Genomic DNA, 21,493 nt, shown 5'->3' with positions numbered 1-21,493 from the left:
GGCAGATGCTCTGAACCAGCTGAGCTAAGAACCCTTACGTTTTAAATCGGGTGCAAAAGTACAACCTTTTTTTGTAACCTCCAAATATTTTCCAAACTTTTTTACAAAAAATATACCTCAACAACCCTTACTACCTGATTATTAGCAGATAGTGGCTAATCCTAACAACACAAAAATCTTTAAACGCTTTTTAAAATTCTTTGCAACTCTTCCTTACCACTACGCCCTTCATACTGTGCTATCCCCCTATTCCACCACGCACTATAACTATACTCTCGCCACACACTTCAGCCGGACGCAAAAAGTAATTGCCAAAAGCTATATATTCCAACGCCTACGGATAATTTCCTTTGGCAAACACCTCGCCGTAAACCTTACCAATAACCATAGCTTGTTGTACTACGCTCATACCATTCCTGCCCCACCTTATGATTATAAGGAGCAGGCAAATAATGACTCTCCCCCAAGAAAAGCACCTTTAAAGGAGCTTGAGAGTAGTGTTTTCCAATAAAAGGAAAAAGTTCAGGGTGTAAGCCGTAGCACGGCAAGCTGTTTTTCAACATAGCGCACTAAAATTATTGTTATGCATTTTCTCCAATTCAGCAACTCTTGCCTCATCAATACCTAAGGCAGTAGCTAAACGATTGAGTAAGCAGCGTTCGCGCTCTGAAATTGCTCCGTTTTGCAATGAGCTTCTGCATTCCTTAACGAGAGTGGTTGTGATGTAGCAAAGATAACACTATTTTTAAAAACTCACAAATATTTATTATTTTTTTTAACAATATTTTAGCTATCACAAGTGTGCGGCATTTTTTTTCCTTGAAAGTATTGCATTTATAAAAAAAAGTCGTATCTTTGCGCCCTGAAAATTACGTAATTAAAAGATTTAACATTGCAATGAAAAAAGAAATTCATCCAGCATCTTACCGATTAGTAGCTTTCAAAGATATGTCAAACGACGATATCTTTATCACAAAATCTACGGTAGATACTAAAGAAACTATTGAAGTAGAAGGAGTTGAGTATCCTTTAGTGAAATTGGAAATTTCTCGTACCTCTCACCCTTACTACACTGGGAAAGCGAAACTTATCGACACAGCCGGACGTATCGACAAGTTCAAAAACAAATACGCTAAATTCCAAAAATAAAAAAACCTCCATATGGAGGTTTTTTTTATGTCTTATCCCTAACGCTAAGGGGTTATCAAACGCCTATACCAGTTTTTCCAGCCGTATTTTCGGGCGTAAAGCCACAATAGCAACGGGAAAAGCAATAATGGCAAAAATACACTGATGCCCAACTGAGGCTCAGATATATCACGCAATAGGGCGGGCACTTGAAAAACCGACCAATCAGAAGTTACAAACAACATCGTAAAAAAGTTATTGGCGGTGTGAAATCCCCAAGCAAGCTCAAGCCCATCGTCCATAAGGGTAGTAATACCCAAAAAGAATCCTGTTGTGATATAATATACCAGCAACCCCATTCCCAACTTTCCTACTTCGGGGTTGGCAATATGCATCAGCCCAAAGGTAACGGAAGTGAAAACCAATGGCAACCACGCATTGCGCACTCGCACTCCTAAGGCTTGCATCAGGTAACCTCTGAAAAAAAATTCTTCAAAAGCAGTTTGTATAGGTACAAACACTATCGCCAGCAATAATAATATCGCAAATTTATCAGCCTGAAAGTTAGCTACATAATTTTCTGGGTGCATAAGATAATCGGCTAAAGTAACCGATAGCGTTATAGCCCCCCATAGGCAAAAAGCTAAGAAAAATCGTTGCCAGCTAAAGCGTTCTCGGCACGAAGCAAGCTTTATAAGCGGCAGCTGGTGCACATATCTATACCACACCAGCAACACCCCCAAAAATACTGCAAAAACAGCCATATTCTCAAATAGCACCTGCAATTCGCCTTTTTGGGCAATCATTGCTTTCGTTAGAGCAGTTACATCTATTACTTGGGCTATCAAAAAATTGAGTGCTGTGAATCCAAAAAGAAGCACAGGCAATACTATGTAAAACCACTTAGGGCTTGGCGATAATCTTCCGTTGTGTAAATACATTATTGAATAGTGTTTTCTGATAGGTAAATACCCATATTGCTAATTAGCGGTGTGCTCTTAGCCTCCAAAATTGTAAAGCGAACTTTGGTAGCGGTTACCGTATCAAAACGCAAAAGGCGTTTGTAACCAATCGTAGTTCCCTCCTCTATAGTAAGCCACTTGCCATTATTTTCGTACTCCAATTTAAACTTTTTAACGCGTTGCCCCAAACTGATAGGCTCTTGTACCAAAAAGCGATTGAAAGCTGTCGGTTTAGCAAAAGTAATTTCTATAGTGCCCTGTGTCAAGCCGTCATCGGTTGCCCAATAGGTATTTTTATCGTTGTCGGCTACATTTTCAGCAGCATATTGTGATGAGTTGCCTCGTACATTATCAGCTTTTAGGGTAGCTTCTGGCAATATATTATGAGCAAAATCTTTGTTGATAGATTCTTTTAGCTCCATTAGTCGTTTGATGTCGTTTTCGTGCACCAAGCCGCGTCTATCTACGGGCAAATTGAGCAATAAGCTGTAACCACGACCCACCGAAGCGTAGTAAATATCGCGCATTTCGGCAAGCGAGCGCACTTTGTCATCTTCGTGGCTGTGGTAATACCACCCTGGGCGAATAGATACATCGGCTTCGGCTGGTATCCAAAATTCGCCGTTTTCTTCACCTGTTTGCAAGTGATTGCGGTAGGCAGTTTCATCGTGTTTAAAGTCTTTATTAGGGGTATACAAAGCCCAATTGGTAGGCGTACCTTTTCCTAATTCGTTGCCTATCCATCGTATATCAGGACCTTCATCGCCAAACATACAAGCTTCAGGCTGCAATTCACGCACTATTTGGTATATTTTATCCCATTGGTAGTAAGTTTTAGCATCTATTTGTCGGTTTTCGTTAGCACCTCCGTAGTAACCTGTTCCGCCATTAGCCCCATCAAACCACACTTCAAATACTTTTCCGTAATTAGTAAGTAACTCTCTCAATTGGTTGTGATAATAGGTTACGTATTCGTCTTTGCCGTATTGAGGGTGATTCCTATCCCAAGGAGATAAATAAACCCCAAACTTGATACCCTCTTTTTGGCAAGCTTCAGATAATTCTTTTACCAAGTCGCCTTTGCCGTCTTTCCAAGGAGAATTTTTTACAGAATGCTCTGTGTACTGCGATGGCCACAAGCAAAAACCATCGTGGTGCTTAGCTGTGATGATAATTCCTTTCATACCAGCATCTTTCACTACTTTCACCCATTGGTTTACGTCTAATTCGGTAGGATTGAAGAGCGTAGGACTTTCAGCACCTGTTCCCCACTCCATATCGGTAAAAGTATTCATATTGAAATGGATAAAAGCGTAGTACTCCATTTCGTGCCAAGCAATTTGTTTGGCAGTGGGTAAAGCTCCTATGGGCGTAGGTGCTGGTACTTCTTCTTTTTTACAAGCAGCAAGGCTCAAAGCCAATGCTAATAATACTAATTTTTTCATTATATATAGTTTTTTTTAGTTTTTAGGTATGACGACTAATGGCTATATTACTCTTCCCCTACCAATATATTGTTTTGGTGGAACAACTTGCGAGAGTTATTAATAAACACTTTCATCTCTTCTCTTGCTTTATCAGTAAGGTCTTTATAGTTAGCAGCTTCATAATCTTTACAAGGTAAAATTTCAAAAAGATATTTTTTATTAGCTTTAAGCGTGCGGTTCACCCATACCAATTGGTAGCTTTTTTTTTCTATAAAAGTGCTATAACCGTCTTTGAAAAGGGTAAGCCCCACCATAGCACCGCCATCAGATGGACTGGTACGCTGGTTAGAAACGAAATTGCCCAGCGAATAAACTACCAGCTGCTCGTTGTGCAAACCCGTTTGGGGACTGTAGTACATTGGTTGCAATACGTGAGGATGCCCACCAATGATTATATCCACTCCGTTATCAAACAGAAACTTAGCAACACTTTCTTGTTGTTTATTTTGATGCTGTTGATACTCAATTCCCCAGTGAATTACGACAATCAACTTATCTAATTTATTTTTTTTAGCATTTTCAATATCTTGCTTCATCAGTTGGGTATTGATGCGATTCACTACCGTAGGTTCGGGTACAGGCAAACCGTTAGTGCCATAGGTATAATTGAGTATTCCTACCGTGATGCCGTTTTTAGAAAGCACCAAGAGGTTGTTTTTGTCAAACTCTGCTTTGTTTCTGAAAGTACCTGTGTGAGGAATTTGCAGTGAGTCGAGAACATCTAAGGTACGAATAATTCCTTTTTTACCGCGATCGCAAGTGTGATTGTTAGCAGTTACAAAAGCACTGATACCCGCCTCTTTGCAGGCAGCCGCCAAAGCATCAGGCGATGAGAATTGCGGATAGCCTTTATAAGGTGCTCCTGCAAGAGTTACCTCAAGGTTGGCAATAGTAAAATCGGCTTGGGCAAACTTATGTTTTATTTTGGCAAAAACAGGAGTATAATCGTATTGCTTGGTAGCGGCATTGTAAGCTCCGTCTATTTGAGGCCCGTGCCCCATTACATCACCTATAAATAAAAGCGACAAGCGGCTGCCCACCTCTTGCCCCTGCAAGGTAGTAATAATAAGTAAAGAAGCGTAAAAAAGTATTTTTTTCATTATTTAAAGCCTATTTTAGCAGGTTTTTCGTCTTCTTTTAGTTCTTTATTGTCAATATTTGTAAGCTCGGCTAATGAATAAGGTCTGTCTACCTTGAAATCCCTATCAATAGATTGCAAATAGCGATTGCATTTTTCTATTGTAAGCTCTTTAAATTTATATTCGGCTATCAGGCGCCCTTTGCGAAGCAGTGCAGGATCTATTTTAGAAATATCCGAATTGAAAGTGCATATCAGTTGGCACTCCAATACATCCGAAAGCATACCATCAGCAATATTAAGGATAGAGGAAACCACATCGGTATTATTGTTCAGCACAGTGCGTTCAGCAATGTAATTTTCGCAGTCTTCAAGCACTAAAACCGAATTTTTATTATCGATAAGCAACCCAATAAAAGCAGGGTCGGTGAGTGAAGCTATCATAGAGGTAGGCACAAAAATGAACTTTTTGTTGGGTATTTGGCTGGTAAGCCATTTAATGTAGTTAGTTTTTCCAGAACCAGCAATGCCGTGAAAAAGTACAACTCCTTTATCGCCGTTAGTAAGAGTTTCTTTCACGTGGTGATGTATTTCTAAAAAATCATCGTTGTACATCGTATTGAAATCAATGCGATAAGGCTTAATAGTATGCGTTTTCATATCGATACCGCGCTGGGTTTTCAGCAGTATAGACACTTTAGATTCTTTAGACACGTACTTTTCTAAATAATCAGAAAAGAATTTTTTAAGGTTATCCTTGTTATTAGGGTTGAAGTTCTCGTAGTATACCGAATTGACTTTGTAGAGTCCGTCCTCAAATATCTGGCTGTCGTATTCGTTAGAGAGGTTTCTATCAATGATAAGGAACACTTCTAATTGAGGGTGAAAATAACACTCTTCAGACTCGTATAATTCGTTTTGTTTAGAAGCATAGTCGAAGGTATAGAAATCTGTACATTTTACGAAGTGTTTTAGCTTATCGCGCTGGATAACAAGGTCATCACTTCCGCAATAGATACGCGCCATAAGGTCGTCCAATAGCGAGCGATAAGGATTTGCAAAAGTGAGTACTTTGTATTTGTCATATACTTCTAAATGGTCATCAGTATCTACTTGCAAGATATTTACAGGGTGGTAGTATTTAGATTCTTTTATTTTCATTATCTGCGATTTATATTTTTTTTTAGAAATTTATTGAAATGCAAAGGTAGTGTTTTTTTTTGAATTATAAAATTTAAATTAACTTTTTTGTTTTTTTGTGGCATACTCCGCTGCAGTGCGAGCCGCACAAGCTTATGAGCCGCACAGGCTTATCCTTCGGTCATCGTTCTACCCCACAATTCATAATTCATAATTCTTCCCCACCGAACCTTCAGCGAAGGATAAGCGAAGGTTGAGCGAAGGTTGAGCGAAAGATAAAAGCCCATGCGGCTCGCACAGAAGGATAAGCGAAAAAAAAATCAAAATTCACAACTCATAATTCGCAATTCAAAAATATTTCGTATCTTTGCGGGCGTGATAGGTTATTGCCTATTTAATGATTAATGATAGAATGAAAAAATATTTATTTGAGATATTTTTATTAATTTTCAGCATCGGACTTCCTTTTGCGCTAGATACGGCACTGCCTGTGTATGGTATGCTCTCTACCTTTTTGCTATTCCTTGTGCTAAGACGTCTTTGGTATTGGCTCTTCTTTGCTGTTTTTGGCTTTGTACTTATCACTAGTGTACTCTTCTTGCCACAAACATTGTGGTTTGGGCATCCACCCGCTACTATGATTGGGGCTTTCTTTGAAACCGACTTGCAAGAATCTAAAGAATTTGTACAATCACTACCTTGGTATGCCTATGGTACTTCAATCATTACTTTCCTCTTCGGAATTTATATCCTCTATTTAGGCAAGAAAAAACAATATATCCCCAGCATAAAACACCACCTTTATACATTTATTTTCGCACTGATTGGTATCGGGACGGCACTTTATAAACCTATAAAAACGGTTTGCGAAGGGGGCAACTTCAGCTTGGTAGATTCGCGTACTTCTATTATTACATTTTACGCCTCTATTAATGCCAATTTGCAAGAATATTGGCAATTAAAAAAGGAACTTGAGCAGGGCATTGAGGGTACGCCCTCGTGGCAGATAGAGAACGTTCATCCTGAATATAAAGACTATGTGCTGGTGATAGGCGAAAGCGTACGCCGTGATTATATGCACGCTTATGGTTTTCCACTGCAAAATACCCCTTTTATGGAAAACGTAAAAGGCACTGTAATTGAGGGATTTACAGCTACCGCTCCTAATACAACTCCCTCTCTATTGCGCACTTTTGTAGTGAATAAAGGTACTCAGATGGATTATGCTAACAACCTGATAACGCTGGCTAATATAGCAGGGTTTGAAACCTATTGGTTGTCCAATCAAGGGTATGTAGGGCAATATGATACACCTATTACCAAAATAGCCTCGCTAAGCAAATACATTACTTTTACCAAAAAGGGCTATTCAAGCTCTATGAATTATCACGACACAGTGCTACTGCCTGTATTAGATAAACTATTACAAGAAAAAAGCGATAAACCTCGCTTATTTGTACTTCACTTGTTGGGCTCACATACGCTTTTTGAAGCGCGTTTAGAAGCACCTATCCACTTTGATTATTACAACCGAAAAATATCGGCTTACGTGCAAACCATAGAACAGACGGACAAGTTGCTCTCTGGAATCTATAAAACACTACGCACCAATAGCCAAAAATTCAGTATGATTTACTTTGCCGATCACGGACTGATGACGCAAGATAGAACATCAGCATTTGCATCGCTCACTCACGGCGATACGCACCCTAATAAGGCGTGCTACCGCGTGCCTTTTGTGCTTATCAACAGCAACGATACTGAACATAAATACTTAAAGGTAAACAAATCGGCTTTTAACTTCCTGAAGGGATATGCTCATTGGTTGGGCATCAAAGAGCAGTCGCTGAATAACAACTATAGCTTCCTATCCCCCACCCCCGATAGTTTGCAGGTATTCAATCACTATGAGAACGTACCTTTTGAAAGTTTAGAAGAAGACGATATACTGAAACCGTAATAAAATTGTATAAAAAAACTAATTTATAAAAGAAATGGCACATAACATTAAAAAAGGCGTAATCCTTGGAACAGACGTTCAGGAAGTATTTAAATACGCCAAAGAAAAAGGTTTTGCACTACCAGCAGCCAACGTTATCAGCTCAAACTCTATCAATGGGGCATTGGAAACTGCTGTAGCAGTAAATGCGCCTATGATTATTCAGTTTTCTAACGGAGGGGCTCAGTTTATGGCTGGGAAATCACTCTCTAACGAAAACCAACGTGCAGCCGTATTAGGAGCCGTTGCAGGAGCTAAACACATTCACCTATTGGCAGAGGCTTACGGGGCTTCTATCATCTTGCACACCGACCACTGCGCTAAAAAACTATTACCTTGGTTGGACGGTATGCTCGATGCTTCTGAAAAACACTTCAAAGAAACTGGCAAACCGCTATTTAGCTCGCATATGATAGACCTATCGGAAGAGCCTATCAAAGAAAACATCGAAACTTGCAAACGCTACTTAGAGCGTATGAGCAAAATGGGTATGACTCTTGAAATAGAGCTTGGTATGACAGGGGGTGAAGAAGACGGAGTAGACAATTCGGGCGTGGATAGCAGCAAGCTTTTCACGCAACCTGAAGATGTGGCTTACGCTTACGAAGAACTTTCAAAAGTAAGTTCGCAATTTACTATTGCTGCTGCTTTTGGTAACGTACACGGGGTATACAAACCAGGTAACGTGAAACTAACTCCTAAAATATTGAGAGATTCACAAGAGTATGTTTCTAAAAAATACAACTTAGGACACAATGCTCTAGACCTAGTATTCCACGGAGGTTCAGGCTCTACCCTTGAAGAAATACGCGAAGCAATATCATACGGTGTAGTGAAAATGAACATAGATACCGACTTGCAATATGCTTTCACCGAAGGTGTTCGTGATTATATGAGTGCTAAAGCAGCTTATTTGCAAAGCCAAATAGGTAACCCTGAAGGACCTGAAGCACCTAACAAAAAGTACTACGACCCTCGTGTTTGGCTTCGTGAAGGCGAAAAAACATTCGTAAAACGATTGAAAAAAGCCTTTGAAGACCTTAACAACGTAAATACATTGTAAGATACTGAGAAGTATAAAAAAGGGACTGCTAAAAGGTACAACTTTTTGGCAGTCTTTTTATTTGGCAAAGTTTTTGCTACATTATAGATAATAATTAAAATACAAATAAAACTATGAGTTACAATTCTAATTACAACACGGGTTACAACACCAGCTACCAAGCACCACAATTGGTGAGCTATGCAGCTCCCGAAGCACAGGCTACTTTTTACCGAAAAACATATAGCCACGTAGCGATTGCCTTATTGGCATTTATAGCGGTAGAAACTGCCTTACAACTCCTCATTCCGCAAGAGCTTATGTTTAAAATGATAGAAGGCAAATGGGTATGGATGTTTGTGTTAGGTGGCTTTTGGTTGGGTTCTATGCTTGCCCAAAGATGGACACAATCACAAGACCGCAATACGCAGTATATGGGCTTGGCTTTCTACGTATTTTTAGAAGCGCTTATCTTCCTGCCAATGATAGCTTTCGCAATGATAATGGGCGGCACTGCCATTTTGGCACAAGCAGGGATTATTACTTTGGCACTCTTTGGAGGACTTACAGCGCTGGTATTCTTCACTCGTGTAGATTTTTCGTTCTTGCGTTCGGTATTGGTAATAGGCGGCTTTGTATCTTTGGGGCTTATCGTAGCAGGAGCTATCTTTGGCTTTGATTTAGGCTTATGGTTTTCGCTCCTAATGGTAGGTTTAGCTGGTGGCGGTATCTTATACGAAACTTACAACATTAAGAACGTATACCAAACTGACCAATACGTAGGTGCTGCACTACAGATGTTTTCCTCAATAATGTTGCTTTACTGGTATGTATTGCGTATATTATTATCACTGATGAGAAGAAACTAATTTGAGACATAAAAAAAGAGGCTATCCGTCAAAAGATAGTCTCTTTTTTTTAGTAAGTGTCATATCCTGAATTAAAAAACAACCTGAAAAATTACTTACTACAGTAACTTATAGGAAAAATTCTTAATAGTTACTTTTTCTTCTGTTTGAATGGGGGTATTGGGGTTGTTGGGAAAATATGATTTATCATAGGAATAAAAAATAAAATATATACCTATACTTCTAAAAACGATAGGTAACGGTAGCATTTACATTGCGGGGAGCTCCTGGGAAGTTACGGAGGTTGTCGTAGCCGCTAATCCAATAGGTGCGGTTTAGTAGGTTATTTACATTCAACTGCAATTGTACTTCTTTTACACGATAGTAAAGTACACCATTCAGGATAGTGTATTCTGGGTAAGCCGTAGCAGTAGCTCGTCTGCCTACTTGTCCTAATCGCTCACCTACGTAATTTACACCTAACCCTATCCCTAAATCTTTCAGCTTTCCTTCAGGAATAATATATTTCGTCCAAAGGTTGGCTGCGTGGCGAGGAGTGCTGGGGCGTTGTACATTTATATCTCTGATAGCTCCTTCTGCTTTTAGTTTCACAATACGAGCATCGGTATAGGCGTAATTGGCAATGATATTCCAATGTGGCAATATACGCCCTGCTACATCAAGTTCAAAACCATTAGACTCTTCATCTACAGGTACACGCCAATCGGGCTTGCCTACTTTAGGGCTTTGCTCTAATGAGTTTTCCTGTTTAATCTTAAATACCGAAAGGGTAGCACTTAAACGTTTCTGAAACCATTCGGTTTTCATACCTACTTCGTAAAGTTCACTCTTCATATAATCAAAAGGCCCTCCATAACGATTAGCATCTGCCTGAAAGTCTGAACGCTGTACATCAAAACCTTTTACCCAAGTGGAATATAAATTGATATTTTCTGAAGCTTCTACTACCAAACCTACACGAGGCACAAAAGCAGTTGTTTTGCGAGTAATTTCTTTATTAGTGGTTTTATTGAGTATCTCGGTAAACCACTCTTGTCGTAACCCAATGAGCAATTTCACGATACTAATTTCCATTTGCTCTTGTACATACACACCTTGTGAACTTTGTTCGTAGGGATCGAGATTGCCTGCTTGCTTCCAAATATACTTGCTAATATCTTTATAACCATTCCCTGCAATAGGATTCAGCAAGTTGAACACTGGCACATTGGTAGTGGGTGTTTGCACAGTGCCTGCCAATACATTTGCTGTAGTGGTGTACGTTTTTTCGGTTTTGGTTTTATCTTTATTTAAATAGCCATCAGCCGCTACTGCCGAAGAACCTGCTTTTTGTTCAGAAATAAAATAATCATACCCTACTAGCAACTTGTGTTTTACCACTCCTGTACTGAAATTGAAGTTGAAATAAGTATTGAAGCTGTTATTAGCAAAGTAGCGTTTGCGCTGGTTGGCTACCATTAGTACTTTATTAGGGTCGGCATAGCGCAAGTTATTGCCTATTTGCTTATAATAAGCATTGGCTTGAGTGTGTTCTTGCATATCTTCAGAATAGGTAGAATTGAGATATATAGCATTGAACGAAATATTGTTGGTAAATTTATGGGTGAGACCTATAGTAGTATTCAAGGTTTTTTCTTTAAGGAAGTCATTGGCAGCACTCAACGACATAGATATAGGTGTAGAATGCAAATTGCCATTAGCAGGGAAGGGCTGCCCACGGTCTATTTTACCATTGAAGTCTTGGTAAACAAAATCTACGTTCAGTTGTGTTTTTTCTGTAGGAATATAGGAGAATGAAGGAGCTACGATAAGACTTTCAGAACCTTGTAAATCACGGAAAGAGTCGGTTTTCTCATAGCCTAAGTTTAAGCGGTAAAGCAAAGTTTTTTCTTGGTTTAGCGGTCCTGTAAAGTCACCATAAGTTTTGAGAGTATTCCAGCTACCTACCCCCACTGTTATATTGTGTTGTGCGCTTAGTAGTGGCTTTTTAGTAACACGATTGATTACCCCACCAGGTGCGGCATTGCCAAAGAGTGCCGAAGCAGGTCCCTTAATCACTTCTACGCGTTCTATGTTGGCAAGAGATGATTGTTTCCAAAGGCTAGATTGAGCGCGCATACCATTAATTAAATTCCCCGAATTGCGGTTACCTGTAGCGCGAAAGCCTCGTATAGAAAAGTCGTTATAAGCAGAATAGGCATTTACCCCACTGATGTTCTTCACTACCTCGTTTATAGTAGTGGCTCCTTGGTCTAAAATAAGCTCTTTAGTAACATACCCTACTGACTGTGGTACTTCTTTAAGTGCCGAAGCTGTTTTAGTACCTATAAAAGAGTTGGTATTTTTATAGGAGCTTTCTTTGCGCCCTATAACCTCTACTTCTTGCAAGGCAGTAAGTTCTTCTAAAAGTTGTACATCTAAATGCGTATGTGTACCGCTAGGGTTAGGAGCTACATCGGTACGCACTTTCATAGGACGATAGCCTAAATAGCTAAATACAAGTGTTTGTTTGCCTATAGGTACATTAAGCAAGTTGTAGAAGCCCTTGTCATCGGTACTTACACCTATAGTAGTACCTTCTAAGACGACATCAACCCCTATAAGTGGTTGATTATTTTCGTCTGTTACACGTCCACGTACCTCAGTAACCTGCTGGGCAACAACAGAAAGCAAGCCACAGCAAAAGCACAATAATGAAAAGAGTATCCTCATAATGATTATTATTTAAAATATTTCTTATTAATTTTGGGGTGCAAAAATAATATAATTATTATAAATAACAAGTCATTTTCAATGTTTTTTAGCTATTATCTGCTTTTATTCAAAATAATGGAAGTTTTTTTATTTTAGCAGTAAGTATTTTGCCTATTACAAAAGAGTTATTCCCTTTTCATAAAAAAGGAAACTACTTACAACCTCAATCACCCAAGGATATTCTTCTTTATAAATTGTTTTATCCTTCAATATTTTAAGCAATCGTTTTCATTATGATGGAGAAGTTTTCGTTCTTCAGTGATACGTTCTTCTTCAGGAGCACCAGCCCACGAAGTTTCTTTTGTCCAGCCCGTACGATGTATAACTGCGACACTATCTATTTTGCCCTGATAGAGCTTGCTAAAATCCATTGCTTTAGGATATTGCGCTAATGCTAAAGAATAAACTATTATAGGTTTTTATACGTTTGTTCTTTATAACCTTTTAATATTTTTTGCATTAATTCTTCCATTAGAACTGAAATATTATTTATACACTCATTTACTTTTTCTCGAACTATTGGAATTTCGTTTCCTTCTCCATGTGCTATGCGATTTCTCATTTCTAAAAGATAATCTAAATGTCCCTTAAATGGAAATTCAGGAAATTTCTCTAAATTAAAAGTAAAAAGCATATTATTTAAAACCTTTAAATTAATGTTTGATTCTGTAGGAAGTTTTTGGTCTATAGAAATAGGCTTTTTCAAAAACTCAAATAACTTAACAAATAAGCTACATCTATCTTCAAAATTACCATTGAATCCAGTCCTGAATTGAGTAAATTTACATTCTATACTATGAGTGAGCAGATTGTTATGAATCTGTGAAGATTTCAAAGATAGTGTATTTAATTCATTTATGTATGCCCTGAAAATAAACTTAACATATCCTTCCCAAATAGAATATATATTAGGAAACGAAAATTTTAAGAGAATAGATTTCTCTTTTTGGTTAAGGCCTTTCTTTAAAGGTAAGGTTTTAATTATTGTTAATTCCTTACCAATTCTTTCTCTTTCTTCCAAAAAAAGAGATTCTAACTTATTATTCATTTTTTGGGTGAGGATTAAAAAATGTTTCTCCTAATTTTATTCTTTTCATATTTCTATCTTTACTATTAACTCTCCAGCTAGCAGTGTTTTTCAGATAATCGCTCACTTTTAGTTCTTCTATTTTATTTTTCAAAATACTAATTTCTTCTTTTTCATAATAATCTATATATTTTGCAACACCAATAGTGATTACATCAAATAAATTAGTTGAAAAAGGTCCCTTCCCAGCTCTAAAGACTTTACTATCCATTGTTTTACTTAATAAAGAAAATAATCTTTCAAATAAAATTTCTGTTTTTTCATAATTAAATTCGTTATTTGAGACGTTTTTCTTCATAAAATTAGTCATATATTTAGATATATTATCTTTAAGTAATTCTTCATTATCAGAATAGTAATACAGAGAAATAAAACGTAGTACAATTTCTTGTAAAAACATCTCTTTTTCTTGTTGTTCAGAAGGTAATATTAAAGAATAAAGTATTTCATTCTTAGATAGTTTGTCTAAAAAATCATTGAACTTATTATCAACTCCCCTAAATATACAATTTCTAATTTCTTGTTCTGTAGCAGTAGAACCACCTGTGTTTAATCTATTGAAAAGCTCATATTTTAGATCATTGTTTTTCTCATTATATCTAAGTATTTCTACTCTACAAACTGCCCTTTTTATGTTTAAAACAATTTTTAAAGGTAGATCCTTTTTTTTCTTTCCGTCAAGAGATTTAATAATGTCAGCTTCTGTTAAAGGCCAATCATTTTTTTCATTATCTTTGTTGCCTTCATTATCCCTTAATATACCAAAAAAAGAAAAAATTGTAGACAATCTTTGCAACCCATCTACTAATTCCCATTTTCCTTCTACATTCTCAGATACAAATATCGGAGGAATTGGTATTCCTAATAAAACAGATTCTATAAATCTTGTTTTTTGATAATCTGACCATCTAAAAAGTCTTTGAAAGTCAGGAGATATTATTATCTCTCTATCTTGATACATATTAATAATTTCTCCAAAAGACATATCTAATCTGTCAGTCACTAAAGTATTTCTTGCTTCAGTAAACTCATTTTCTAAAGTCTCTAAATCTTTTGATTCCATAAAATAATGATTTATTAATTTTACGTTATTTACTCAAATACATCTTCCTCCTTGTATAAATATCGTAGAAAGCATCATCTTTAAGGCTATCTATAAACAAGATACTTTCGCCGGTAGATTTCATTTCAGGCCCTAACTTCTTATCTACGTTCGGGAATTTATTGAACGAGAACACAGGCTGCTTGATAGCAAAGCCCTCTAAGTGCGGATGGAAATGAAAATCAGTAAGCTTTTTCTCGCCAAGCATTACCTTAGTAGCGTAGTTTACATACGGCTCTTGGTAGGCTTTAGAGATAAACGGAACCGTACGTGAGGCACGTGGGTTCGCCTCGATGATATACACGACATCGTCTTTTACGGCAAACTGCACATTGATAAGTCCTACCGTGTTGAGTGCTAAGGCTATTTTATGCGTATGGTCTTTTATTTGTTGCAATATAAATTCACCCAAGTTGAACGGAGGCAAGGTAGCATTACTGTCGCCAGAGTGGATACCACAAGGCTCTATATGCTCCATAATACCAATGATATACACATTCTCGCCATCGCATATCGCATCGGCTTCAGCTTCTATGGCGCCGTCCAAATAATGGTCGAGAAGGAGTTTGTTATTAGGTATCTTGCGCAAGAGGTCTACCACGTGAGCTTCCAATTCTTCTTTGTTAATCACAATCTTCATCCCTTGTCCGCCCAATACGTAGGAAGGGCGCACCAATAATGGGAAGTCGAGCTCATCGGCGAGTTTAAGCGCCTCATCGGCAGTTTCGGCAACGCCAAAGCGTGGATAAGGAATATTATTCTCTTTCAGCAGAGTAGAGAAACTACCTCTATCTTCAGCCAAATCAAGCGATTGGAAGCTGGTACCTATGATTTTAATACCATATTTATCTAATTTTTCGGCTAATTTCAGTGCCGTTTGTCCGCCGAGCTGTACAATGACCCCTTCTGGCTTTTCGTGCTGAATAATATCATAGATGTACTCCCAGAACACAGGCTCAAAATAGAGTTTGTTAGCCGTATCAAAGTCGGTGGAAACGGTCTCAGGGTTGCAGTTAATCATTATGGTTTCATAACCACACTCTTCGGCAGCCAATACCCCGTGTACACAGCAGTAGTCGAACTCAATCCCCTGCCCTATACGATTAGGTCCTGAACCGAGTACTACCACCTTTTTGCGGTCGGTTACTATACTGTCGTTGGCTACGTATTCCTTGCCGTCAGTAGTGCGGATAGGCGCCTCAAAAGTAGAATAATAGTAAGGGGTTTGCGCCTTAAACTCAGCAGCACAAGTATCTACTAATTTAAATACACGGCGTATGTTCAGTTCCTCGCGTTTTTTGTGTACTTCACTCTCCCAACAGCCCAGCATATAAGCAATTTGTCGGTCGGCAAAGCCTTTTTGTTTGGCTTCAAAAAGGAGTTCTTTAGGCAAGGTATCTATCTTGTAGTTGCTTATTTCTTTTTCGAGCGCACAGAGTTCTTCGTATTGTTTGAGGAACCACATATCTATCTTGGTGATTTCGTGTATACGGCTCAGCGGAATACCCATTTGTACAGCATCGTATATCACGAATACCCTATCCCAGCTAGGGTAAGTAAGTTTCTCGATAATTTGCTCGTAGTTTTTATAGCCTTTGCCATCAGCTCCCAAACCATTACGTTTGATTTCGAGCGATTGGGTAGCTTTCTGCAATGCCTCTTGGAAAGAACGCCCTATACCCATTACCTCACCTACCGACTTCATTTGTAAGCCAATAGTGCGGTCAGAGCCTTCAAACTTATCAAAGTTCCAACGTGGTATTTTCACAATCACATAATCCAGCGTAGGCTCAAAGAAAGCAGAAGTAGATTTGGTGATTTGGTTTTGCAACTCATCTAAATGGTAGCCGATAGCCAGTTTGGTAGCAATCTTAGCAATAGGATAACCTGTAGCCTTAGAAGCTAAAGCCGAAGAGCGCGATACACGTGGGTTGATTTCAATAGCGATGATGTCTTCTTTTTCATCAGGCGACACGGCAAACTGCACGTTGCAACCACCAGCAAAATCACCTATACTGCGCATCATCTTAATAGCCATATCACGCATACGTTGGAAAGTGCGATCGGATAGGGTCATCGCAGGGGCTACAGTAATAGAATCCCCTGTGTGAATACCCATAGGATCCATATTTTCGATGGTACAGATAATCGCCACATTATCGTTCTTGTCGCGCAAAAGCTCCAGCTCGTATTCCTTCCAGCCTAAAAGCGCTTTATCAATAAGTACCTCGTGAATAGGCGAGGCTTCCAAACCGCGGTTGAGGAGCGTATCAAAATCTTCTTTTTTATAGACGATAGAAGCTCCCGTACCGCCCAAAGTAAAGGACGGACGTATTACGAGTGGAAAACCAAAGCGTTGCGCAATTTCTTTACCTTTGAGGAAAGAAGTAGCCGTTTCAGATGGTGCCATTGGGATACCAATCTTATCGAGCAACACGCGGAATTTCTCGCGGTCTTCGGTGATTTGTATTGCATCAATATCTACCCCGATGATTTCTACCCCAAAGTCTTTCCAAATACCTTTTTCGGCAGCCTCAATACAAAGGTTGAGGGCTGTTTGTCCGCCCATTGTAGGGAGTACTGCATCTATTTCGGGGTGTGATTTTAGAATTTCCACTAACGATTTAGTGGTGAGAGGTTTCAGATAGACCACATCCGCCATAGAGGGGTCTGTCATAATGGTAGCAGGGTTAGAGTTGATGAGTATGGTTTTGATACCATCTTCGCGTAAAGAGCGTAATGATTGCGAGCCAGAGTAGTCGAACTCGCAGGCTTGTCCGATGATAATAGGTCCTGACCCAATGAGCAGAACACAATGTAGGTCGTTTCTTTTTGGCATTTTATATAGTTCTTGCTGTGTTTTTTATATTTTCCAAATTTGCTTAGCTTTTTCATATAAGAATAAAGCTCTTTTTTCTATTGTTTTTTCATCCCATTCAGGATATTCTAAGAATTGACTAATAGTCTTAAGTCCTCCTGAATATTCTATCAATCCTCCCTTTTTATTTTTCCCTTTTAGTTTATCTTCCCATTTACTATCTCTTATAGAAGAATTTAAAGATTGTGTTATAATCGTTAGGTTACCTAATGTTAATAATTTACGATCTCTATTTATCTCACTTTCTTTAGAAGATAGTTTATCCCAATTATTTCTCCATTTCTTAGGCATTAAATGTTCTAAGCTATACTTGTTTATTCCTAAAAGAGCTGTAGAATCTTTTTCATTTCTAATTTTAGATTCTATAAGATAGAGTATACCTGCTGATTGTTTGTTAATCAATATAGATGTGTTAAAGCCTTTTTCAAGTTCTTCGTCAGTAGGAAGAAAGTTTACTTTATCATCTCTTTTTTCTATATAATCTAAAAATTCTTGTTTAGATAAAACTCTATTATTTATCAACTTATCAGTAAATAATTGATTGTAGTTTTTAGTGTTAGAATGAGTAATCATTCTTCTCATTATGTAGGTTTCAATAATACCAAATAACTCATTTTTAGTTGTCTCATCTGAGATGTTTCTAAGAATATAAAGAGTATAAGGTATTAATGTAGTGGTGTCTAACCCAAAAATAATAGTATTGATACGGTCTATTCCAAAATCTTGGGTAAGTTCTTCTCCTAATATTTCGTAGTTGAAGTTTTTCTTAAATAACAAAGCATATTCTTTTATCTCTGATAAAATAGCTTCCTTGTTGTTATTAAGATAGTTCTTTATAAAGTTTTTATAAGATTCAAAAAGATGTTCTACTTTTGCATATGCATCCTTATCTTCTGCTTTTACTTTAAAATCAGTCTCTTGAATTTTTATTTGTAGATAGGCAAAGAAAAATAAGTCAATAAATGTTCTTCTCAAACGACCTGCAATTATTTCTCTATCCCAATAATTTTTAGTTTCCTCATCTTTCTCAAAAACTTCTTTCCAATATTCATTATATTTTTCAATGTCATCTCTATTGAAAAAATAATTTTTAAGGAGTTCTGCAGTAGTAAGTTTAACTCCTAATGAGTTGATTGTGTCAAAAATTTGTTGCTCATCTTCTTCTTGACTTAGGTCTATACCTACAAATAATACATTTGAGAGAATACTATCTAAGTTGAGTTCATCCGGCACTAAATTATCTTTAAAGTAATTATAGGCTTGAGTAATGTTGCTTTCACCCTCTAAATCTTTTAACTCTGTTAGTGCTAATATTTCATTGAATGCCTGAATGTCATTGTGGTTATGTAATAAGGCATTGCTATTATCTCTTAACTTAAAACTTCTATCGAATGTAGAATTTTCATTTATTTTTAAGCATAGTACTTTAAAAAAAACATTAAGTGTAGTAAGCCTTTGTTGTCCATCAATCACAGTTCTTTTGTCTCCAATTCTTGACCCTGTGGTAGTTTCCTGTTGTTTTAATATTACAGATCCTAAAAAATAAGGTTTATTAGAATTAGAAATAGTTTTCATATCTTCTAATAATCGTTCCCATTGAGGTTGTCCCCATACATAGGCTCTTTGAAAAAAAGGAATCTCTAAAACACGATTTCCATTAAAAATATCGTTAATAGTTCTTTTTCCAGCATCCATAGTAATTAAATATTTTGTTTTTGAATTAGTTTTTGAAATCGTATAGCTTCTTTTACAGGTAAACTCGTTTTAAAGAAGTAAATAAAATAGAAAATATATAAACTGAATTCTATTATGATTTTTACATCTAAAAAATTTAAGTAAAATAATAAGATGAGAGGAATCATACAAAAAAAGATACCTACAAGACTAAAATAATATAAGAATATTCCCAAATATCTTTGTACAAGAGGAATTTTTATTCTAGCTTTTTCACCAGAACAATCTATAAATTCATAAAAAGATTTTATTTCTTTCCAAGTTATTTTACTTATCTTAGATAAGTTTCTATGTAAAGAATAAAGTTTTTTTATTACTTGTTGATTAGCATTTATTCCAGTATCTCTTTTAAATTCTATTTCTACTATATTCTCTCTATAATGGTTAAGTAAGGTTGGAGGCAAGGTGTTTTCTGCCAAATCCTTTTTTCTTTGAGTAATTTCATCATTCTTTACTTTATGGTAATTTACAAATAGATTACCAAAGGTTTCAATCATATTCATTATTTTCTTATTATACATTAAAAAAACTCTTTTTTATAGTTAATCGAAATTGGTTGCAAATTCTTGAATATTATTCTTTGTTAAAGTCTATTTTTTGTGTTATAGGAGGTTGTCTAAAAAAAATTTCGTGTGTGTTGACCATCACTTCTCTCCCTTTGAAAGGGGCAGGAAAGATGTTAATAATCAGAGTTATAAAAATCTAAATTATATTAACAATCTTTTATAAAACTTTTCAGATACTCATATAAAAAAATAGCTACATCTTTCAAAAGAAAAATATAGCTACTATAATAATAAAGAATATTGTTGCCCTGCGTATCTCTTTTCGAGTACTGCCTATCAAAGCACTAAAGAGTGCTAACTGACTCATATTCTTTAAATTGTTCATTAATATATACTGAATAATGGTGCAAAGGTACAAAAATAATTTAAATAACAAATTATGAATAATGTTTTATTTGACAATAGAATCAAGAAATTCTTTCGGAGTTATAACCGAAATATCATCTACTAAAAAATCTTTTTGATTTCGTGTAATTATAATAGGTATATTGTATTGTTTAGCTGTAAAATACTGAAATGCATCTTCTAAATCTTTAAAAGCCGAATAGTGGGCTGAAAAAACTATTCTTTTGTCAAAAGGAAGGATTGATGCAAATTGATAGATGAGTTCTAACATTTTTCTTACTTCACTTTCTGTAAAAATTTTTGATAAAACATAGTTTATGGTAGCGACAGACAATGATGAGATATAAACAACAATTTGTCTTTCTACACAATAGTTAAATAGCCTTTCTGCATCTTTATAAAAATTTTTGCGTCTTAATAGAACATCTAATAGTACATTAGTATCTACAAAAATCCTCCTCATAATTATATCAAATGTTTTTTTATAAGATAGTTAAATCTTAAAGTATCAGCATTTATATCTATTTCTTTAGGAACAATTTTATTAAGTTGATCAAAAATAGTATTCATATCAATATGTTTCATTTTCTCTTTCCATTCCGTTTCTTGTTGGTAAAATTCTTCTAACTGACCTTCGCTTAAATTGTAATCTTCATCATAGAGCTTGTTTTTTTTCAAAACTATTGATTTTTGTATGTTCATAAATAAAATAAAATTTAAGGATTATCTAATGTAAAAAAGGCTGTCCGAAAAGTTTTAAAAGTATAATTGCAGCACACACTTTTATTCACATTGTAGGAGCGATTGGCAAATTGCTCTCACAAAACAAAACTTTTTGGACACCCTCTTATTAGTAAAAAAGAGCGAAAAACGGGTCTCGAACCCGCGACCTCAACCTTGGGAAGGTTGCGCTCTACCAACTGAGCTATTTTCGCTTGTTTGCGCTGCAAAGGTACAACAAATTTTAATTCCTGCAAAATTATATTCAAAAAATCAAATTAAAAATTACACTTACTATCAGAACTTACACAAAGTATTATTTCTTTTCTTTCCAGGTCTCATACCTTTCACAAGCACTTTGATCACCAGCTTTACAAGCTTTTTCAAACCATATTAAAGCTTTTTCTATTTCAATTTTTGTTATATAATAAAGTCCTAACAAAAATTGAGCTCTAGTATTACCTTGTTTAGCAGCTTTCAAATACCACTCTTCTGCCTTTGTTGGGTCTACCTCTACTCCTTCCCCATCTTCATAACATACCCCTAATTGAGTTTGAGCATCTGCATCACCTTGATTAGCTGCTTTTAGATACCATTCAAAA

At 36.6% G+C, this 21,493-nt stretch carries 18 protein-coding genes, 1 tRNA gene and 2 pseudogenes (1 of these 21 cut by a window edge); 4 read left to right on the top strand and 17 right to left on the bottom strand.

The features are described from left to right. Together HMPREF9075_RS02395 and HMPREF9075_RS13715 are read right to left on the bottom strand one after the other, a co-directional pair. A pseudogene (locus tag HMPREF9075_RS02395) lies at positions 1-34 on the bottom strand (it extends 53 nt beyond the left edge of the window). A 340-nt stretch (positions 35-374) separates the two neighbouring features. Further along, a complete protein-coding gene (locus tag HMPREF9075_RS13715) occupies positions 375-563 on the bottom strand; it encodes a hypothetical protein (protein ID WP_009414905.1) in 189 nt (62 codons plus the stop codon). 334 nt (positions 564-897) lie between these two features. Here HMPREF9075_RS13715 and HMPREF9075_RS02385 point away from each other — a divergent pair, with 334 nt between their 5' ends. Continuing rightward, positions 898-1,149: a type B 50S ribosomal protein L31 gene (locus tag HMPREF9075_RS02385; RefSeq protein WP_009414903.1), complete on the top strand. Its 252-nt coding sequence runs from the start codon at positions 898-900 to the stop codon at positions 1,147-1,149. Positions 1,150-1,193: 44 nt separating this feature from the next. Here HMPREF9075_RS02385 and HMPREF9075_RS02380 read toward each other — a convergent pair whose 3' ends face one another. The 4 genes and pseudogenes from HMPREF9075_RS02380 to HMPREF9075_RS02365 form a co-directional block, all read right to left on the bottom strand. Further along, positions 1,194-2,069 carry a CPBP family intramembrane glutamic endopeptidase gene (locus HMPREF9075_RS02380; RefSeq protein WP_009414902.1) on the bottom strand — a complete coding sequence of 292 codons (876 nt, stop codon included), beginning with the start codon at positions 2,067-2,069 and terminating at the stop codon, positions 1,194-1,196. Between the two features lie 23 nt (positions 2,070-2,092). Next, positions 2,093-3,535: pseudogene (locus HMPREF9075_RS02375) on the bottom strand (alpha-L-fucosidase); the annotation flags it as partial. Between the two features lie 47 nt (positions 3,536-3,582). Further along, positions 3,583-4,677 carry a CapA family protein gene (locus HMPREF9075_RS02370; RefSeq protein ID WP_009414900.1) on the bottom strand — a complete coding sequence of 365 codons (1,095 nt, stop codon included), beginning with the start codon at positions 4,675-4,677 and terminating at the stop codon, positions 3,583-3,585. Beyond that, positions 4,677-5,816, bottom strand: a complete 1,140-nt coding sequence (locus HMPREF9075_RS02365; protein WP_009414899.1) for an AAA family ATPase — start codon at positions 5,814-5,816, stop codon at positions 4,677-4,679. The genes HMPREF9075_RS02370 and HMPREF9075_RS02365 overlap by 1 nt, the downstream gene beginning before the upstream one ends. Positions 5,817-6,207: 391 nt before the next feature. Between HMPREF9075_RS02365 and HMPREF9075_RS02360 the strand changes: the two genes are divergently transcribed. The 3 genes from HMPREF9075_RS02360 to HMPREF9075_RS02350 all read left to right on the top strand — a co-directional run bounded on the left by HMPREF9075_RS02360 (position 6,208) and on the right by HMPREF9075_RS02350 (position 9,705). After that, entirely contained in the window at positions 6,208-7,755 is a 1,548-nt protein-coding gene (locus HMPREF9075_RS02360; RefSeq protein ID WP_034556571.1) for a phosphoethanolamine transferase, read from the top strand. Between the two features lie 34 nt (positions 7,756-7,789). Beyond that, positions 7,790-8,857: a class II fructose-bisphosphate aldolase gene (gene fbaA / locus HMPREF9075_RS02355; RefSeq protein WP_009414896.1), complete on the top strand. Its 1,068-nt coding sequence runs from the start codon at positions 7,790-7,792 to the stop codon at positions 8,855-8,857. Between the two features lie 113 nt (positions 8,858-8,970). Then, positions 8,971-9,705 carry a Bax inhibitor-1 family protein gene (locus tag HMPREF9075_RS02350; RefSeq protein ID WP_009414895.1) on the top strand — a complete coding sequence of 245 codons (735 nt, stop codon included), beginning with the start codon at positions 8,971-8,973 and terminating at the stop codon, positions 9,703-9,705. A gap of 222 nt (positions 9,706-9,927) precedes the next feature. Here the strand turns inward: HMPREF9075_RS02350 and HMPREF9075_RS02345 are convergent, their stop codons facing one another. From HMPREF9075_RS02345 to HMPREF9075_RS13070, 11 genes are all read right to left on the bottom strand, one after another. After that, positions 9,928-12,417: a TonB-dependent siderophore receptor gene (locus tag HMPREF9075_RS02345; protein WP_034556558.1), complete on the bottom strand. Its 2,490-nt coding sequence runs from the start codon at positions 12,415-12,417 to the stop codon at positions 9,928-9,930. A 248-nt stretch (positions 12,418-12,665) separates the two neighbouring features. Further along, positions 12,666-12,830 (bottom strand): hypothetical protein, encoded by a 165-nt coding sequence (locus HMPREF9075_RS02340; RefSeq protein WP_009414892.1) that lies wholly within the window; start codon positions 12,828-12,830, stop codon positions 12,666-12,668. A gap of 38 nt (positions 12,831-12,868) precedes the next feature. After that, entirely contained in the window at positions 12,869-13,507 is a 639-nt protein-coding gene (locus HMPREF9075_RS02335; RefSeq protein WP_009414891.1) for an MAE_28990/MAE_18760 family HEPN-like nuclease, read from the bottom strand. Then, the gene (locus HMPREF9075_RS02330) at positions 13,500-14,609 is read right to left on the bottom strand and encodes a DUF262 domain-containing protein (RefSeq protein ID WP_009414890.1); all 1,110 of its coding nucleotides are present in this window, start codon (positions 14,607-14,609) and stop codon (positions 13,500-13,502) included. The genes HMPREF9075_RS02335 and HMPREF9075_RS02330 overlap by 8 nt, the downstream gene beginning before the upstream one ends. 25 nt (positions 14,610-14,634) lie before the next feature. Continuing rightward, the gene (gene carB / locus HMPREF9075_RS02325) at positions 14,635-17,487 is read right to left on the bottom strand and encodes a carbamoyl-phosphate synthase large subunit (RefSeq protein ID WP_009414889.1); all 2,853 of its coding nucleotides are present in this window, start codon (positions 17,485-17,487) and stop codon (positions 14,635-14,637) included. Positions 17,488-17,511: 24 nt separating this feature from the next. Continuing rightward, a complete protein-coding gene (locus tag HMPREF9075_RS02320; protein WP_009414888.1) occupies positions 17,512-19,221 on the bottom strand; it encodes a DUF262 domain-containing protein in 1,710 nt (569 codons plus the stop codon). 5 nt (positions 19,222-19,226) lie between these two features. Then, a complete protein-coding gene (locus tag HMPREF9075_RS02315) occupies positions 19,227-19,763 on the bottom strand; it encodes a hypothetical protein (RefSeq protein ID WP_062079392.1) in 537 nt (178 codons plus the stop codon). 454 nt (positions 19,764-20,217) lie between these two features. Next, positions 20,218-20,634 carry a PIN domain-containing protein gene (locus HMPREF9075_RS02310; protein ID WP_009414886.1) on the bottom strand — a complete coding sequence of 139 codons (417 nt, stop codon included), beginning with the start codon at positions 20,632-20,634 and terminating at the stop codon, positions 20,218-20,220. 2 nt (positions 20,635-20,636) lie between these two features. Beyond that, entirely contained in the window at positions 20,637-20,873 is a 237-nt protein-coding gene (locus tag HMPREF9075_RS02305; RefSeq protein ID WP_009414885.1) for a hypothetical protein, read from the bottom strand. 160 nt (positions 20,874-21,033) lie between these two features. Beyond that, a tRNA-Gly gene (locus tag HMPREF9075_RS02300) sits at positions 21,034-21,106 on the bottom strand. Between the two features lie 101 nt (positions 21,107-21,207). Next, positions 21,208-21,493 (bottom strand): tetratricopeptide repeat protein (locus HMPREF9075_RS13070; protein ID WP_009414884.1); only part of this gene is annotated, 286 nt, incomplete at its 5' end.

The organism is Capnocytophaga sp. oral taxon 332 str. F0381, from assembly GCF_000318275.2.
Taxonomy (GTDB): domain Bacteria; phylum Bacteroidota; class Bacteroidia; order Flavobacteriales; family Flavobacteriaceae; genus Capnocytophaga; species Capnocytophaga bilenii.
This window is presented reverse-complemented; position numbering and strand designations above follow the sequence as displayed.

What these genes read in the sequence shown, in the direction of transcription:
- HMPREF9075_RS02305 (WP_009414885.1), bottom strand. Translation starts at nt 20,873, where the DNA reads ATGAACATACAAAAATCAATAGTTTTGAAAAAAAACAAGCTCTATGAT.
- HMPREF9075_RS02370 (WP_009414900.1), bottom strand. Translation starts at nt 4,677, where the DNA reads ATGAAAAAAATACTTTTTTACGCTTCTTTACTTATTATTACTACCTTG.
- HMPREF9075_RS02385 (WP_009414903.1), top strand. Translation starts at nt 898, where the DNA reads ATGAAAAAAGAAATTCATCCAGCATCTTACCGATTAGTAGCTTTCAAA.
- fbaA (WP_009414896.1), top strand. Translation starts at nt 7,790, where the DNA reads ATGGCACATAACATTAAAAAAGGCGTAATCCTTGGAACAGACGTTCAG.
- HMPREF9075_RS02320 (WP_009414888.1), bottom strand. Translation starts at nt 19,221, where the DNA reads ATGGATGCTGGAAAAAGAACTATTAACGATATTTTTAATGGAAATCGT.
- HMPREF9075_RS02380 (WP_009414902.1), bottom strand. Translation starts at nt 2,069, where the DNA reads ATGTATTTACACAACGGAAGATTATCGCCAAGCCCTAAGTGGTTTTAC.
- HMPREF9075_RS02340 (WP_009414892.1), bottom strand. Translation starts at nt 12,830, where the DNA reads ATGGATTTTAGCAAGCTCTATCAGGGCAAAATAGATAGTGTCGCAGTT.
- HMPREF9075_RS02335 (WP_009414891.1), bottom strand. Translation starts at nt 13,507, where the DNA reads ATGAATAATAAGTTAGAATCTCTTTTTTTGGAAGAAAGAGAAAGAATT.
- HMPREF9075_RS02310 (WP_009414886.1), bottom strand. Translation starts at nt 20,634, where the DNA reads ATGAGGAGGATTTTTGTAGATACTAATGTACTATTAGATGTTCTATTA.
- HMPREF9075_RS02315 (WP_062079392.1), bottom strand. Translation starts at nt 19,763, where the DNA reads ATGAATATGATTGAAACCTTTGGTAATCTATTTGTAAATTACCATAAA.
- HMPREF9075_RS02330 (WP_009414890.1), bottom strand. Translation starts at nt 14,609, where the DNA reads ATGGAATCAAAAGATTTAGAGACTTTAGAAAATGAGTTTACTGAAGCA.
- HMPREF9075_RS02345 (WP_034556558.1), bottom strand. Translation starts at nt 12,417, where the DNA reads ATGAGGATACTCTTTTCATTATTGTGCTTTTGCTGTGGCTTGCTTTCT.
- HMPREF9075_RS02360 (WP_034556571.1), top strand. Translation starts at nt 6,208, where the DNA reads ATGAAAAAATATTTATTTGAGATATTTTTATTAATTTTCAGCATCGGA.
- HMPREF9075_RS13715 (WP_009414905.1), bottom strand. Translation starts at nt 563, where the DNA reads ATGTTGAAAAACAGCTTGCCGTGCTACGGCTTACACCCTGAACTTTTT.
- HMPREF9075_RS02350 (WP_009414895.1), top strand. Translation starts at nt 8,971, where the DNA reads ATGAGTTACAATTCTAATTACAACACGGGTTACAACACCAGCTACCAA.
- HMPREF9075_RS02365 (WP_009414899.1), bottom strand. Translation starts at nt 5,816, where the DNA reads ATGAAAATAAAAGAATCTAAATACTACCACCCTGTAAATATCTTGCAA.
- carB (WP_009414889.1), bottom strand. Translation starts at nt 17,487, where the DNA reads ATGCCAAAAAGAAACGACCTACATTGTGTTCTGCTCATTGGGTCAGGA.